The sequence below is a fragment of the Sphingomonas sp. BLHR8 genome (assembly GCF_056821725.1).
In genome coordinates, this window is record NZ_JBPDIM010000002.1 from 282,160 (window position 1) to 298,335 (window position 16,176).

The following is a 16,176-nucleotide window of genomic DNA, read 5'->3' on the forward strand; positions in this document are numbered from 1 at the left end:
GAACGTGGCGCGGCCTAGCGTAAGGTCATGTTGCGCAAGCTCCTCATCGCCGCTGCCCTGATCGCGATCACGCTGGGGACCGTTTTCTTCATCGTGACACGACCCGACCCGTCGCGCCTGTCGCAGGTCGAGCTGACCGGCCGCGTGCCGGTCATTTCGGGCGTGCGACCGGAGCGCGTGCCGACGGTCGGCCTGCCGGAGATTGTGCGCTGGCAGGGCGACGCGCGCCCGACGACGCTCCCGCGCATGGTGGTGCAGCCCTTTGCCACCGGGCTCGCCCACCCGCGGCAGGCGCTGGTGCTCCCCAACGGCGACGTGCTGGTCGCGGAGAGCGATGCGCCGCGCAAGGAAGCGAGCGGGATCAAGGCGCTGATCGCCAAGCTGCTGATGCAACGCGCCGGCTCCAACCGCGGCTCCGCCAACCGCATCACGCTGCTGCGCGATGCCAATGGCGACGGCGTGGCGGAGGTGCGCGGCACCTACATCACCGGGCTTAATTCGCCCTATGGCATGGTGCTGCAAGGGAGCACGCTGTTCGTCGCCGACACCGACAAGCTGCTCGCCTTCTCCTATGATCCGCAAGCGACGTCGCTCACCGGCAACGGGCGCGTGGTGACCCAGCTCCCCGCCGCGGGAAGCAACCAGCATTGGACCAAGGCGCTGGCGGAGGGGCCGGACGGCGCGCTTTATGTGGGCGTCGGCTCCAACAGCAACATCGCCGATGAAGGGATGGCGACCGAATATGGCCGCGCGATGGTCTATCGCATCGACCCGCGCACCGGCGCGCGCTCGGCGCTCGCGACGGGTCTGCGCAACCCGTCGGGGCTGGCGCTGGAACCGCAGAGCAAGCGGCTTTACGCGGTCGTCAACGAACGCGACATGCTCGGTTCGGACATGGTCCCCGATTATCTGACGCGGGTGGAGCAGGGCGATTTCTACGGCTGGCCCTGGTACTATTGGGGCGGTTTCCTCGACGATCGGATCAGCGAACCCGATGCGGAGGACCGCTCGAGCTATGTGCGGCGCCCCGACTATGCGCTCGGCGTGCACGTCGCGCCGCTCGGCATCAGCTTCGCGCGGAGCGACCTCGCCAACGCCCCGCACGCGCTCGGCGCACCGTTCGATCGCGGCGCCTTCATCGCGCTGCACGGATCGTGGAACCGCAGCCCGGTGACCGGGGGGAGCGTGGTGTTCGTCGCCTTCGACGACAGCGGGCGCCCGCGCGACGTGCTGCCGATCCGGGTGCTGGGCGGCTTTCTCGATGCGCAGGGGCGGACGCAGGGGCGCCCGGCGGATGCGGACATCGCCAATGATGGCACGCTGCTCGTGACCGACGATGTCGGCGGCGCGGTCTGGCGGGTCAGCCGCGCGCCACCGCCGACGCCGCTCCCCGGCCGGCAGACGAGCGCGCGCTGAGCGAGCCGCCCGCCGCACGGGGCGGTCAGGCGTCGTGCTGGCGGATCCACTCCTCCAGCACCGGCGCAATGCGATCGCGCCACTTGCTGCCGTTGAAGATGCCGTAGTGGCCGACGTCGGGCGCGAGGAAATAGCGTTTCTGCGCATCCTCCAGCCCCGTCGCGATGTCGAGCGCGGCCCGCGTCTGGCCGATACCGGAGATGTCGTCGCGCTCGCCCTCCACCGCCAGCAGCGCGGTGCGGGTGATCGCGCCCGGATCGATGAGTTCGCCACGATGACGGAATTCACCGCGCGGCAGCAGGTGGCGCTGGAAGACGACATCGATGGTCTGCAGGTAAAAGGCCGAATCCATGTCGCAGACGCTGCGATATTCGTCGTAGAACGCTTTGGTCGCCTCCGCGCTTTCGCCGTCGCCTTCGACGAGGTGGCGGAACATGGCGTAGTGGCTCATCAGATGGCTGCCGAGGTTCATCGACAGGAATCCGGTGAGCTGGAGGAAGCCCGGATACACGCGCCGACCTGCGCCGGGGTAATAGGCGGGCACAGTGGCGATGACATTGTGCGCGAACCAGGCATGCGGCCGGTCGGTGGCGAGCGTGTTGACCGCGGTCGGCGCCTGCCGCGTGTCGATCGGTCCGCCCATCATGGTCAGCGTGCGGGGGATGGCGGGGTGCTCGCGCGCGTTCATCAGCGCCGCCGCCGCAAAGCTCGGCACCGACGGCTGGCACACCGCGAGCATGTGCGCGCCCGGCCCGATCGCCTCAAGGAATTCGACCAGATAGTCGACATAATCGTCGAGATCGAACGTGCCTTCGCTCATCGGCACCAGCTTCGCATCGGCCCAGTCGGTGATGTACACCTCGTGCCCTGGCAGCATGCGTTCGACCGTGCCGCGCAGCAGCGTCGCATAATGGCCCGACATCGGCGCGACGATCAGCAATTTCGGCTGTCCTGCGGGCGCCCCGTCGCGGACGAAATGTTTTAGATTGCCGAACGGCTTCTGGACGATCTCGACCTCGCTCACCGCATGCCGGCGGCCGTCGATCAGCGTATGGTCGAGCCCGAAGACGGGCTTTCCGCGCGGTTCGGCGGCGTGGGCGAATACTTCCAGCGCCGATGACAGCGTCGGGCCCATGCCAAGATAGGCGGGGTGACGTTCGAACGCGTCGATCGCGCGCGCAGACCAGCTCGCCCACTGCGCTGCCCCGGCAAGCATCGCGCGGTGCCAGTCATAAGCCTGATAAAGCAAGTTCGCGCGTCCCTTCGCGGCTGATCGAGCCGAAGCGGCCTCACCGCATATAACACGCTGACACGCACTTTGCTGCACTGCAAGATTAAGGATCGGTCCCCGTTCAACGCCCCGTCATCCTGAACTCGTTTGAGGGTCCAGGAGCTGCACCGCCCGGCTGTGGATGCTGAAACAAGTTCAGCATGACGGGAGCAAGGCCGACAAGGCGATCAGGGGAGTGTGAACCCCCGCGCCGCTCTGCTAGGGCGCGGCTTACCATGGCCGACGCCCCCTCCCCCGCCGCCCCGACCGATCCAGCCGCGCCCGACGCCAAACCCCCCAAGCCGCGCCTCGGCAGCCTGCGGATGGTGTGGGACGCGACGCGGCGTTATCCGGCGCAGATCGCGGTGGCGTTGGTCGCGCTGACCGTCGCGGCGCTGGCGACTTTGCTCATCCCGGCGGGGCTGAAGCGGATCATCGACCAGGGCTTCGTCGCGGGCGGTGGGCAGAATATCGACGTTTATTTCTACGAGCTGTTCGGCGTGGTCGCGCTGCTCGGCGTTGCCACCGCGGCGCGATTCTATTTCGTGAGCTGGCTCGGCGAGCGCACCGTCGCTGACATCCGCGCTGCGGTGCAGCGCAACCTGCTGCGTCAGTCGCCCGCATTCTTCGAGGAAAACCGCCCGTCCGAAATCGCCAGTCGCATGACCAGCGACACTGCGGTGATCGAACAGGTGGTCGGCACCACCATCTCGGTCGCGCTGCGGAACGTGGTGATGGGGATCGGCGGCACGCTCTATCTCTTCACCCTCGCGCCCAAGCTGACGGCGATCATGCTGGTGGCGATCCCGATCATCATCCTGCCGATCGTCGTGCTCGGCCGCCGGCTGGGGAAGATCGCGCGGGCGAGCCAGGACCGCGTCGCCGACGTGGGCGCGATGACCACCGAAGTGCTGGGCGCGATGAAGATCGTGCAGGGCTTCAATCAGGAGGGGCGCGAGGCGGACCGCTTTGCGAGCGCGGTCGAGCGCACATTTTCGACCGCCCGCCGCCGGATCGCTCTGCGGGCGCTGATGACCGCGCTGGTCATCACGCTGCTGTTCGGCTCGATCGTCGCCCTCCTCTGGTACGGCGCGAGCGAGGTCGCAGCCGGGCGCATTTCGGGGGGCACGATCATGGCCTTCGTGCTGGCGGGCGGCCTCGTCGCGGGTGCGTTCGGCGCGCTGACCGAAGTCTATGGCGACCTCATCCGCGGCTCGGCGGCGGCGGGGCGGCTGTCCGAACTGCTGGTTGCAGAGCCCAACATCACCGTGCCCGCGCAGCCGCTCGCGCTGCCGCTGCCGGCGCAGGGGCGGCTGACGTTTGACGCGGTCGAGTTCCGCTACCCCAGCCGGCCGGACGTCGCGACACTCAAGGACTTCACGCTCGACATTGCGCCCAACGAGACGGTGGCGGTCGTCGGACCGTCGGGCGCGGGCAAATCGACGCTGTTTCAGCTCGCGCAGCGTTTCTACGATCCCCAAGGGGGCCGCGTGCTGCTCGACGGCGTGGACATTCGCGACGCGGACCCCGCCGACGTCCGCGCACGCATCGCGGTCGTCCCGCAGGAAACGGTGGTGTTCGCCGCCTCCGCGCGCGACAATCTGCGCTACGGCAACTGGGGGGCGAGCGACGAGGCGATATGGACCGCCGCGCGCGCGGCCAATGCCGAAGCGTTCCTGCGCGCACTGCCCGACGGGCTCGACACATTTCTCGGCGAAGCGGGGACGCGGCTGTCGGGCGGGCAGCGCCAGCGCATCGCCATCGCCCGCGCGCTGCTGCGCGATGCGCCGCTGCTGCTGCTCGACGAAGCGACCAGCGCGCTGGATGCGGAGAGCGAGCGGCTGGTGCAGGACGCGCTCGAAACGCTGATGCACCAGCGCACGACGGTGGTCATCGCGCACCGCCTGGCAACCGTGCGCGCGGCGGACCGGATCGTCGTGATGGACGAAGGGCGCATCGTCGAGATGGGACGGCACGACGAGCTGGTGGCGCAACGCGGCCTCTACGCCCGCCTCGCCAGCCTGCAGTTCGACGCGCTGCCCGCTTAAAAGCCGCTCGACAGCGTCAGGGTCGGGCCGTGCGCCGGCGCGGCGTTGCCGGTGATCCGCTGGCGCCAGTCGAGCGCGACCCGGTGTCTTCCGAGCGGCGCGACGAAGCTCAGCCCCACATCGACGCGCCGCGTGTCGCGCTGCGCCGCGCTCCAGATGGCCGGCCCAACCGCGGCGGCGCCGATCCGCGCGCGCGCGGCGATGGCGCTCTCGGCGAACCATTCGGGGTCGCGCAGGGGCGCGTCCGGAGCGACCCGCGCGCCGACCGTGGCGTAGGTTTCGATGTCGAGCGGCCCGACGCGCGCCGCCCGACCTCCCGACAATGTCGCCAGTGTTGCGTCGCGCCCGCGCGTTGCGATGCCCTGCCGCCGCCACGCCGCAGCCGCCAGCGGCGTGCCGGCGATGCGCGCGCTCAAGCCCAGCGCAGCATCGGCGCCGTGACGATCCGCGCTCAGCCGACCCATCGCCTCCACCCCGCGCGTGAGGCGATAGCGCCCCTCCACCATCGCCTGAGTGCCACCGAGCGACGGCGTGACCGGATCGGCGCCCGACCCGCTACGCGCGAAGATATATGCCCCGCCAGACCAACGCCCGCTGGCCGGTCGGAGCGGGCGAGGGGGTGCATGCAGCGAAGTCGAGCCGTCGCCGACCGACTTCTGTTGTCCGTCGGTTGCATCAGGCGCAGGGGAGGGCGCCGCTCCCGAGGCCGACGCACCTGGCACCACCGGGCCCTGCCCGGTCGGATCGGCTGTGGCGACCCAGGCCGCCGCGGGGTGTGGGCCCAGCACCGCCGCAACGACGCGCCCCGGCTTCCCGCCCGTAAGGCGCAGACGATCGGCGATCGCTCCACGACGCTTGGCGAACGTCCGGGGCGACGCGGCCGATCGGGACGCTAGCGCGTGATGGGCGGGGGATGTTGCGTGGCTCACAGGCTCTTCGCCCACGACTGCCGCCGTCTGCAAGGCAAGCCGCGGGCGCAGCGACGTCGTATTGCTGCTCGCATCCCACCACAGCGCGCCTCCGCGCACGCCGAACCATAGCAGCGTCACGCCGACGAGCAGCCGCAACGGGCCGGATGCGGTCGGCCTGGGCGTCACTCGGCGAAATGCGGCTGCGGGTGGTCGGTCTTGTCCCAGTGGAGCGGTGCGCCCGCTCGTCCCGCGCGATATTGCAGCACCGCCCGGCGCGCGACGAGAATGAGGATGAGGTTCGCGCCGAATTGCCGGGGCAGCGACCGCACGCCCTGCCGCCAGCCGTAAATCCTCGCGGTATAGGCCGCCCGTACCGCGAGGCGCCAGAGCAGCAGCGCCGCGGTGGCGCTCGCCAACCAGGGCGCCCAGCCCGGCAGCGCGGTGGCCGGAGCCCCGGCAAGAACGCCCGCCAACCACATCAGCGCGCTTGCGTAGCTCACCACCAGCGCGATCGCCGCGAGCACGGGCCGCCGGTCGCGCCACAGCATCCAGCGCCAGATCATGCGCCGCGCAAGGCTGGCGTCCTCGGGCACCGGCCAGCCCAGCCGGTCCCAACCGTCGAGTGCAACCCCGCGCACCCAGCGCGTCTTCTGGCGCAATGCCGCGCCGAGCTGCGTCGGAAACGGCGAACGCACCGCGATTGGGCGACCGTCATCGCCGCGCGTGTCGATCATCGCGCCAACGAAGCCCGCCCTCGCCAGCTGAATCCCCGCTTCATAATCCTCGGTGAGCGAACGCGGTTCGAACGGCGCGCCGCCGCGCAGGTCGGCCAGCGCGCGGATGGCCTCGACGCGAAATGCGCAGCCGGCGCCCGCAGTCGGCAACGCGACGCCGAGCGCGGCCCGCAGCGGCAGTTCCTTGGCATGCGCTTCGGCGAATTCGTCGGCATAATGATTGCCGACCCACGACGGGCCGATGTCCGGAATGACGGGCAGCTGCGTATAATGCGCATCGGCGAGCGATGCGCGCACCGCCGCCAGTTCCTCGCGCTGCACGCGGTCCTCGGCGTCATGGATCAGCAGCGCGTTCGGGTCGAACGCGGCCAGCTCCCGCTCGACAAAGGCCCAGATGCTGCCGAGATTGTCGCCCTTCGTCGTCGGGCCGGGGCGCGGGTTGACGGCCAGCGACACGCGCGCATCCGCCGCCGCAGCGGCCCGCGCAGCGCTCACCGTGGCGGGGTCATTGGCATAAACGCCGATTACGAAGCGCACGTCGTCGTCACTCGACCAGGCTCCGCCCATCGCGCGAGTGGTCGCGGCGATCAGCGCGCCCTCCTCCCAAGCGGGCAGCGCAACGACGATGCGCCGGATGTCGCGGCGGGGCGCACGACCGTGACGTTTCGGACCTCGCCCCCGATGCAGCCACAGCAGGTCGAGGGCCACATCGTCGGCGCCGCCGATCAGCAGCAGCACCGCCGCGAACAGCGCGCATTCCCGCGCGCAGCCCAGCAGGGCGGCACCCAACAACCCCCAGTCCATGCCATCCCCGCTGCAGTCCCTGCGAGCGGGGATGGCGATCAGTCCATGATGGTGCAACCGGCTTTTGCGCGCGATCGCACTAACCTCGATCAGGGAACACGGGCGCCGGTCAGAACCCTGCCTTGGCGTCCGCCTTTTCGCGCAGCAGCGGGCTCACCTCCAGCCCGTGCTTTTCAAGCCCCGCAACGATCTTGTCGGTACCTTCGAGGCCGGCCCAGAACATCGGGCCGCCGCGGTAGACCGGCCAGCCGTAGCCGTAGATCCACACCACATCGATGTCGCTCGCGCGCTGGGCCTTGCCTTCGCTGAGGATCTTCGCGCCTTCGTTGACCATCGGGTAGAGCGTGCGCTCGACGATCTCCTGGTCGGTGATCTGGCGCTTGGTCACGCCTTCCTTCTGGCGGAATTGCTCGATGATCTCCTCGACGCGCGGGCTGGGCGACGCCTGCCGCTTGTCGTCATAGTCGTAGAAGCCGGCCTGCTTCTTCTGCCCCCAGCGGCCTTCCGCGCAGAGCGCGTCGCGGATGCTTTCGATGCGGTTTTCGTCGCGGTGCCAGCCGATGTCGGTCCCAGCGAGGTCGGCCATCTGGAACGGCCCCATCGGCATGCCGAAGTCGGTGTGGACCTTGTCGATCTGCGCCGGAGTCGCCCCTTCGAGCAGCAGCTTCTGCGCCTCGAGCTGCCGCGGCGCGAGCATGCGGTTGCCGATGAAGCCGTGGCAGACGCCAGCAACCACCGCGACCTTGCCGATCTTCTTGCCGGTCGCCATCGCGGTGGCGAGCACGTCGGGCGCGGTCTTGTCGCCGCGCACCACCTCCAGCAGCTTCATCACGTTGGCGGGCGAGAAGAAGTGCATCCCCACCACGTCCTGCGGGCGCGAGGTCGCCGCCGCGATCTCGTTCACGTCGAGGTAGCTGGTGTTGCTGGCGAGGATCGCGCCCGGCTTGGCGATCGCGTCAAGCCGGCCGAAAATGTCCTTTTTCACGTCCATGTTCTCGTACACGGCCTCGATGATGAGGTCGGCGTCGGCGAGGTCTTCGAGGGCCAGCGTTGGGGTGAGGAGGCCCATCATCTGCTCGACCTGTTCGGGCTTGAAGCGGCCCTTGGCGGCGCTCGCCTCGTAATTCTTGCGCACCGTGGCGATGCCGCGGTCGAGCGCTTCCTGCGCGGTCTCGACGATGGTGACCGGGATGCCCTTTTGCAGGAAGTTCATGGCGATGCCGCCACCCATCGTGCCCGCGCCGATGACGCCGACCTTCTTGACCTCGCGCAGCTTGGTGTCGGCGGGCAGGCCGTCGATCTTCGCTGCCTGCCGCTCGGCGAAGAAGATATGGCGCTGCGCCGCCGACTGCGTGCCGAACATCAGCTTCATGAACTGCTCGCGCTCGAATGCCATGCCTTCGTCAAAGGAAAGGCGCGTCGCCGCCTCCACGCAGGCGAGGTTGGCGAAGGGCGCGTCAAAGCCCTTCCACTTGCGACCGAACTCCTGCTTGAGCGCCTCGATCGCGGAGGCATCGCCCTTGACCTCGCGCTCGCGGGTCGGGCGCGGGCCTTCCGCGATCTTGCTGCGCGCAAAGGCGACCGCGTCGACGCGCAGGCTGTCCTCGCCGGTCAGCGCATCGACCAGGCCCAGCTCGTGCGCCTTGGGCGCGGGGACCGGGTCGCCGGTCGCCGCCATGCGCGCCGCGGCCTCGACCCCGACGACGCGCGGCAGCCGCTGCGTGCCGCCCGCGCCGGGGAGGAGGCCGAGCTTCACTTCCGGCACGCCCAGCTTCGCCGACGGCACCGCCACGCGATAATGGCAGGCGAGCGTCGTTTCGAGCCCGCCGCCCAGCGCCGTGCCGTGGATCGCAGCGACGATCGGCTTGGACGCGCCCTCCATCATGTTGAACACGCTGTTGAGGTCGGGCCCGCGCGGCGGCTTCGAAAATTCGGTGATGTCCGCGCCGGCGATGAAGGTCGCGCCGTCGCAGGTGAGCACGATCGCCTTGACCCCATCGTCGGCGAGCGCGGCGGTCATCTCGCGCTGCAGCCCTTCGCGCACGTGCCACGACAGCGCATTGACCGGCGGGTTGTCGACCACGACGATCGCGACATCCCCATCGCGCGTGGTGGTGACGGTCATCGGCGTCGCTTCATCGGTCATCGCAGGAACATCCTTGGCTGGTTGGGAGATCAGTCGGCAATGGCGGCGTGGACGAGCGTCTTCAACTCGCGCCGCACCTTGTAAGTGGAGGAGGGGGAAAGCTGGGTCATGAACACCATTGCCAGCTGCTCCGCCGGATCGACAAAGAAGCCGGTCGAGAACATCCCGCCCCAATAAAGATCGCCGACGCTCGCGGGGAGCAGCGTCGCGGCGGGGTCGATGGTGGTGGCAAAGCCGAGTCCGAAACCGACCCCGGCATTCTCATCCTCGCTGAACAGGCCGATGCTATGTTCGGTGAGGTCGCCGCCGCCGGGGAGGTGGTTTAGCCCCATCTGCTCGAGCGTACGCCGCGAGATGATGCGCGTGCCGTCGAGCGCCCCGTCGCCGAGCAGCATGGCGCAGAAGCGGTAATAATCGTCGAGCGTGGAGACGAGCCCGCCGCCGCCTGAATGGAACCGCCGAGACCTCGCCCAGCGGCTATCCGCGCCGCTGTCCCACAGCCGCTTGCCTTGCGGGTGAAAGACAAAGGCGTCGGTCACGCGGTGGCGCTCGCTCTCGGGCACCTCGAACCCGGTATCCTTCATGCCGAGCGGGTCGAACAGCCGCGCCTTGAGCACGTCGGCGAACGGCCGCCCCTCGACCTTCTCGATGACCGCGCCGAGCACGTCGGTGGCCATCGAATAGCACCAGCGCGTGCCCGGATCGAACAGCAGCGGCAGTTTCGCGATGCGCTCGATGAATTCGTCCATCGACTGATCGGCGTCGAAATCATCGATCTTTTGCGCGCGGTAGGCGGCGTCGACCGGGTTGCGCTCCTGAAAGCCGTAGGTGAGCCCCGCGGTGTGGCGGAGGAGGTCGACCATCAGGATCGGGCGCGCGGGCGGGCGCGCCACGAACGGGATGGCGCCGCCACCGGCGACGAACACTCCGGTGTCCTTGAACTGCGGCAGCACCGCGTGGAGCGGGGTGTCGAGTGCGACCTTGCCCTCCTCCACCAGCATCATGAACGCGACCGAGGTGATCGGTTTGGTCATCGACGCGATGCGAAAGATCGCGTCGTCCTTCAGCGGCTCGCCGCGGCGTGCCTCGCCGATGGCGGAGCGGTGGACGATCTCCCCCCGCCGCGCAACCAGCACCGCCGCGTGCGGCAGTTTGCCCTGGCGGACGTAATGTTCGTCGAGAAACGCGGGGATGCGCTCGAGCCGCGCCCGATCCATGCCGCCTGAACTCACGAAACGCGCACTTTTTCGAGCGCCGCCTCCGCGCGCGCGAACAGCGCGGGGTCGATGCTGAGGCCCGACGCCGCGGCATTGTCGTCGACCTGCTCGGGCCGGCTCGCGCCGACGATGGCGCTGGTCACTTCTGGGCGCCGCAGCACCCAGGCGATGGCGAACTGCGCCATGGTGCAGCCCGCCTCCTCGGCGATCGGACGCAGCTGCTGCACCGCCTCCAGCACCGACGTTTCGAGATACTGGCCCATGAAGCTGTCGCCCGCGCTGGTCGTCGCGCGGCTTCCCTCGGGGACGGGCGCGCCGGGTGCGTATTTGCCCGTCAGCACCCCCATCGCCAGCGGCGACCAGACGATCTGACCGATGCCGTTGGCGTGACTGATCGGAAACACCTTCGCCTCGGGGCGGCGGTAGAGCATGCTGTACTGCGGCTGTGAGCTCACGAATTTGACGTTGGGCGGGGACAGTGCGAGCGCCGCCTCGATCTGATCGGGCGACCATTCGGAAAAGCCGATGGCGCGCACCTTGCCGCTGTTCACGGCCGCCGACAGCGCTTCCATCGTCTCCTCGAGCGGCGTGTCGGGGTCGTAGCGGTGGCATTGGTAGAGGTCGATATAATCGGTCTTGAGCCGCCGAAGGCTCGCGTCGAGCTGCTTTTCGACCTGCGCGCGGCTCAATCCGCGGTCCTGTTCGGTCATCGGCCAGAACAGCTTGGTTGCGAGGATATAGCTGTCGCGCGGGCGCCCCTCGAGCGCGCGACCGAGGAACTCCTCCGCCGCGCCCTTGCCGTAGATGTTGGCGGTGTCGATGAAGTTGATCCCGCGCTCGAACGCCCGGTCGACGCACGCGCGCCCGACGCTGTCGTCGACATCGACGCCATAGGTCAGCCAGCTGCCGAGGCAGATCTCCGACACGCGAATGCCGCTGTCGCCGAGGTTACGATATTGCATGGCTGTGACCTTTCCCAACTCGACGCGCCGCTCTCGTCATTGCGAGGAGCGAAGCGACGAAGCAATCCATCACCAACGCTCGCACGCTACGCGACGTTGCGACTGCCGCGACCCCGGGTGATGGATTGCTTCGCTCCGCGCAATGACGGACGTAGCCCCATCACACCGCGGTCCGCCCGGTCAGCTGGCGTGTCACCGGATGGCTCGACGACAACCCGCCGTCGACGACCAGCGCCTGCCCGTTGACGTAGCTCGCAAGGTCGCTCGCCAGGAACAGCGCGGCGTTGGCGAGCTCCTCCGGCTGCGCGGCGCGGCGGAGCGGATTGAGTTGCCCGAGCTTGTGCTCGACCCCCTTGCCGCGCGCATAGTCGAACGTCGGCTGGGTCATGCCGGTCTCGGTGAGCCCCGGGCAGATCGCGTTGACGCGCACCCCCGTCTCGCTGAGCTGCTGCGCCGACGTGGCGGCGAGGTTGATGACCCCCGCCTTCGACGCCGAATAGGCCGGCCCGCCCGCGCCCGAGCGTAGCCCTGCGACGCTCGCGGTGAGGATGATCGATCCGCCGCGCCCCGCGTCCCACATCGCCTTGCCGGCATGCTTCACCATCAGCCACGGGCCGATCAGATTGATCCGTAAGAGTTCCGCGAAGGCCTCGGGTGTCTCGTCGAAAATGCCGGGTAGCCCGCCCGACACGCCGGCGTTGGCGAAGGCGATGTCGAGCCCGCCGAAGCGTTCCTGCGCAGTCGCGACCAGGCGCGCGACGTCCGCCTCGCTCCCCGCATCGACCTCCAGCGCCACCGCCGCTTCGCCCAGCTCGCCCGCGACGTCGTGCACGCCGCCCGCACGGTCGCCCAACACTACCCGCGCGCCCTCCGCGACGAACCGCCGCGCCGCCGCACGCCCGATCCCCGACGCCGCCCCGGTGATGATCGCCACTTTGCCGTCGAGCAACCCCGTCACGCTCCCGCCCTCTGCGCAAAATGCCACGCGCGCGCCGCCAGTTCGCCGACCTTTTCGCTCATCGCGCGGGCGTGAGCCGAGGTGGCGGTGCCGTCGATGACGCGCTTCTTGATGCCCTGGATGATGCCTGCCAGCCGGAAGAAATTATAGGCGAAATACCAGTCGAGCTGCGGCAGCCCGTCGCGCCCCGTCGCCGCGCAATATCGCGCGACCGCCTCGTCCAGCTCGGGGATGCCGAGGGCCTTGCGGTCGAGATCCTGCACCCCCGACCGTCCGCCATTGTCGGTCACCCACGCCATCAGGAAATAGCTGAAGTCCGCCAGCGGATCGCCCAGCGTCGACAGCTCCCAATCGAGCACCGCGCGCACCAGTGGGCCGTCGGGCGCGAAGATCAGATTGTCGATGCGATAGTCGCCGTGGACGATGCTGGTGCGCGTCTGTTCGGGGAGGCTGGCGGGCAGGAACGCGATAAGCCGCTCCATCTCCGGCATCGTCTCGGTTTCGCTGAGGCGATATTGCTTCGACCAGCGCTCCACCTGGCGGCCGAAGTAATTGCCCGGCTTGCCATAGTCGCCGAGGCCCGCCGTGTCCGGGTCGATCGCGTGCAACGCGGCGAGGTTGTCGACCATCGCGAAGTAATGCGCGCGGCGGCTCTCCTGGGTCGCGCCGGGCATCGCGCCGTCCCAGATGGTGCGCCCCTCGACCAGAGCCATGACGTAGAACATCGCGCCGATAACGCTGTCGTCGGTGCACAGGCCATAGGGCCGCGCGACCGGGTAGCTGGTGGGATGGAGCCCGGCGATCACGCGATACTCACGGTCCACCGCATGCGCCGAGGGGAGCAGCGGCCCGAACGGCTTCCGGCGCAGCACATACGACCCCGAGGCCGCATCGAGCCGATAGGTCGGGTTGGACTGCCCGCCCTTGAACTTTGCGATGCGCAGGGGACCGGCGAACCCCTCGACATTGGCCGCCATCCACTCCGTCAGCCGCCCCTCGTCGAGCCGGTCCTGCCCCTGCGGTTCGACCGTGCCGGTGAACGCTTCCTCGGCGTTCATCCGATCCTCCCTGGCTCGCCGGGGAGGGGGACCAGCGAAGCTGGTGGAGGGGTGTTCGGGGGGCCGTCGACCCCTCCCCCACCCCGCGGGTGGTCCCCCTCCCCGCCTGCGGGGAGGATCTGGAGCAGCCCCCTCATTCGAACACGATCACACTGCGCGCGCTGTCGCCGCGCTTCATCCGGTCGAACCCTTCGTTGATGCGCTCGAGCGGGATCGTCTCCGCGACGATCGTGTCGAGGTCGAGCAGCCCGCGCAGGTAGAAGTCGACCAGCCGCGGGATGTCCACCGGGAAGCGGTTGCCGCCCATGATCGCGCCCTGCAGCTTCTTGCCCGAGAGGAGGTCCATCGCCCCCAGGCCGACCTGTTCCGTCAAAGGCATCATGCCGAGGATCGTCGCCGTTCCCCCGCGCCGCAGCGATTTGACCGCGAGGTTTGCCGACGCTGGCCGCCCGACCGCCTCGACCGCATGATCGACCCCGCCCTTGGTCATTTCGACGATCTGCGCTGCCGCGCCGTCGCTCGCCGCATCGACCACGTCGGTCGCGCCGAGCTTCTTGGCGAGCTCGCGCTTTTCGGGAATCGGGTCGGCGGCGATGATCCGCCCGGCGCCCGCGATCTTGGCGGCGTTGATGGTGGCAAGGCCGACCCCGCCGCAGCCGATCACCGCCACCGTCTCCCCCGGCGTCAGCTTGCAGGCGTTGAAGATCGTTCCCGCGCCGGTCGTTACCGCGCAGCCGATCACCGCCGCGCGGTCGAGCGGCATGTCGGGGTCGATCGCGACGCAGGCATGTTCGTGCACCAGCATCGTCTCGGCAAAGGCGGAGAGGTTGAGCATCTGATGCACGACGCTGCCGTCGGGGCGGGTGATGCGCGGCGGTTCATCGGCCCCGCGCCGCGTCTCGCCGCCGAGGCACAGCGACATGCGCCCGGTGACGCAATATTCGCAGTGCCCGCAGAAGGCGGAGAGGCAGGTGACGACCGCGTCGCCGACCTTCACCGTCCGCACCTCGCTGCCGACCGCCTCGACGATCCCCGCCGCCTCGTGCCCCGGGATTGCGGGGAGGGGGTGGGGGTAGGTGCCTTCAATGAAGTGCAGGTCCGAATGGCACAGGCCGCAAGCGGCGGTGCGAATCCGCACCTCGTGCGGGCCGCAGTCGGCGACGCGGACCTCCTCGATTACGAGCGGCTGGCCGGGGGCGGTGAGGATGGCGGCTTTGGTCATGATATAATCCTAGCAAGCACCTCCCCTTCAGGGGAGGGGTTGGGGTGGGGGCTATCGTCCTAACCCTGCGCCAGCCGGAGAGCCCCCACCCCCGGCCCCTCCCCTGAAGGGGAGGGGAGGGTTCATCACCGCGTCACACCCAGCTGCCCCGAACTCATCTCGCGCGCGGCGGCCATGGCTTCGCGGCCGCCATATTTGCCGAATTCGCTGCGGGCGATGGCGCGGGCGTGGACTTCGTCGGGGCCGTCGGCGAGGCGGAGCGTGCGTTGGTGGGCGTACATTTTGGCGAGCCCGAAGTCCTCGCTCACCCCGCCGCCGCCGTGCGCCTGGATGGCGTCGTCGATGATCTTGAGTGCCATCGTCGGCGCCTGCACCTTGATCATCGCGATCTCGTTCTGCGCGATCTTGTTGCCCGCCTTGTCCATCATGTCCGCCGCCTTGAGGCAGAGGAGGCGCGTCATTTCGATGTCGATGCGCGCGCGGGCGATGCGCTCCTCCCACACCGAAAACTGCGCGATGGTGCGGCCGAAGGCGACGCGGCTAAGGAGCCGCTTGGTCATCCGCTCGAGCGCCTCTTCGGCGACGCCGATGGTGCGCATGCAATGGTGGATACGCCCTGGCCCGAGCCGCCCCTGCGCGATCTCGAACCCGCGCCCTTCCCCGAGCAGCATGGCGTCGGTGGCGTTCACGCGCACGTCCTTGAGCTCGATCTCCATGTGCCCGTGCGGCGCGTCGTCGTAGCCGAACACGGGGAGGTGGCGCAGGATGGTGACGCCGGGCGCGTCCATCGGCACCACCAGCATCGACTGCTGGCGGTGGCGCTCGCCTTCGAAATCGGTCTTGCCCATGACGATGGCGACCTTGCAGCGCGGATCGCCCGCGCCGCTCGACCACCATTTCCGCCCGTTGATGACATAATCGTCGCCGTCGCGCTCGATCCGCGTCTCGATGTTAGTTGCGTCGGAGGAGGCAACCTGCGGTTCGGTCATCAGAAAGGCGCTGCGGATTTCGCCGTTCATCAGCGGGCGCAGCCAGCGTTCCTTCTGCGCGGCGGTGCCGTAGCGATGGAACACCTCCATATTGCCGGTGTCGGGGGCGGAGCAGTTGAACACCTCGCTCGCGAAACCGACGCGGCCCATCTCCTCGGCGCATAGCGCATATTCGAGGTTGGTGAGGCCCGGCCCCTCGAACGCGACCGTCTCGTCGACATGGTGATGGTGCGAAGATCGCGGCGGCATGAACAGGTTCCAGATGCCCTGGGCCTTGGCTTCGGCCTTCAGTTCCTCGACCACCGGCAGCACTTTCCAGCGATCGCCAACGTGATCCTGCTCGACATAGGTCGGAACGGCGGGGCGGACTCGCTCGTCGATGAAGCGCTTCACCCGGTCGCGCCAGTGCGTCTGCCGATCGGTAAGGGCGAAATCCATGAA

12 protein-coding genes are annotated in these 16,176 nt (G+C 68.9%); 2 read left to right on the forward strand and 10 right to left on the reverse strand.

What is annotated here, in order from left to right; all coding sequences use genetic code 11:
• Window positions 1–27: 27 nt before the first annotated feature.
• Window positions 28–1,416, forward strand: coding sequence for a PQQ-dependent sugar dehydrogenase (locus ACRYJK_RS11390; RefSeq protein WP_482667702.1), 1,389 nt, complete (start codon window positions 28–30; stop codon window positions 1,414–1,416).
• Window positions 1,417–1,441: 25 nt separating this feature from the next.
• Here ACRYJK_RS11390 and ACRYJK_RS11395 read toward each other — a convergent pair whose 3' ends face one another.
• Window positions 1,442–2,665 (reverse strand): polyhydroxyalkanoate depolymerase, encoded by a 1,224-nt coding sequence (locus tag ACRYJK_RS11395; protein WP_482667703.1) that lies wholly within the window; start codon window positions 2,663–2,665, stop codon window positions 1,442–1,444.
• Between the two features lie 257 nt (window positions 2,666–2,922).
• On the opposite strand from ACRYJK_RS11395, the gene ACRYJK_RS11400 reads away from it, so the two are divergent.
• A complete protein-coding gene (locus ACRYJK_RS11400) occupies window positions 2,923–4,734 on the forward strand; it encodes an ABC transporter transmembrane domain-containing protein (RefSeq protein WP_482667704.1) in 1,812 nt (603 codons plus the stop codon).
• Here the strand turns inward: ACRYJK_RS11400 and ACRYJK_RS11405 are convergent.
• The 9 genes from ACRYJK_RS11405 to ACRYJK_RS11445 form a co-directional block, all read right to left on the reverse strand.
• Window positions 4,731–5,831 (reverse strand): hypothetical protein, encoded by a 1,101-nt coding sequence (locus tag ACRYJK_RS11405; RefSeq protein ID WP_482667705.1) that lies wholly within the window; start codon window positions 5,829–5,831, stop codon window positions 4,731–4,733. The genes ACRYJK_RS11400 and ACRYJK_RS11405 overlap by 4 nt on opposite strands.
• Entirely contained in the window at window positions 5,828–7,171 is a 1,344-nt protein-coding gene (locus tag ACRYJK_RS11410; protein WP_482667706.1) for a glycosyltransferase family 2 protein, read from the reverse strand. The genes ACRYJK_RS11405 and ACRYJK_RS11410 overlap by 4 nt, the downstream gene beginning before the upstream one ends.
• Before the next feature lie 121 nt (window positions 7,172–7,292).
• Complete coding sequence (locus tag ACRYJK_RS11415; RefSeq protein ID WP_482667707.1) at window positions 7,293–9,329, reverse strand: 3-hydroxyacyl-CoA dehydrogenase NAD-binding domain-containing protein; 2,037 nt, start codon at window positions 9,327–9,329, stop codon at window positions 7,293–7,295.
• A 29-nt stretch (window positions 9,330–9,358) separates the two neighbouring features.
• Window positions 9,359–10,546, reverse strand: coding sequence for a serine hydrolase domain-containing protein (locus ACRYJK_RS11420; RefSeq protein ID WP_482667758.1), 1,188 nt, complete (start codon window positions 10,544–10,546; stop codon window positions 9,359–9,361).
• An 11-nt stretch (window positions 10,547–10,557) separates the two neighbouring features.
• The gene (locus tag ACRYJK_RS11425; protein ID WP_482667708.1) at window positions 10,558–11,508 is read right to left on the reverse strand and encodes an aldo/keto reductase family protein; all 951 of its coding nucleotides are present in this window, start codon (window positions 11,506–11,508) and stop codon (window positions 10,558–10,560) included.
• Window positions 11,509–11,668: 160 nt separating this feature from the next.
• Entirely contained in the window at window positions 11,669–12,466 is a 798-nt protein-coding gene (locus ACRYJK_RS11430) for an SDR family NAD(P)-dependent oxidoreductase (RefSeq protein WP_482667709.1), read from the reverse strand.
• Window positions 12,463–13,524: a phosphotransferase family protein gene (locus tag ACRYJK_RS11435; RefSeq protein ID WP_482667710.1), complete on the reverse strand. Its 1,062-nt coding sequence runs from the start codon at window positions 13,522–13,524 to the stop codon at window positions 12,463–12,465. Before ACRYJK_RS11435 ends, ACRYJK_RS11430 begins: the two co-directional genes overlap by 4 nt.
• A 133-nt stretch (window positions 13,525–13,657) precedes the next feature.
• Window positions 13,658–14,746: a Zn-dependent alcohol dehydrogenase gene (locus ACRYJK_RS11440; RefSeq protein ID WP_482667711.1), complete on the reverse strand. Its 1,089-nt coding sequence runs from the start codon at window positions 14,744–14,746 to the stop codon at window positions 13,658–13,660.
• A 125-nt stretch (window positions 14,747–14,871) separates the two neighbouring features.
• A complete protein-coding gene (locus tag ACRYJK_RS11445) occupies window positions 14,872–16,173 on the reverse strand; it encodes an acyl-CoA dehydrogenase family protein (RefSeq protein ID WP_482667712.1) in 1,302 nt (433 codons plus the stop codon).
• Window positions 16,174–16,176 lie beyond the last annotated feature (3 nt).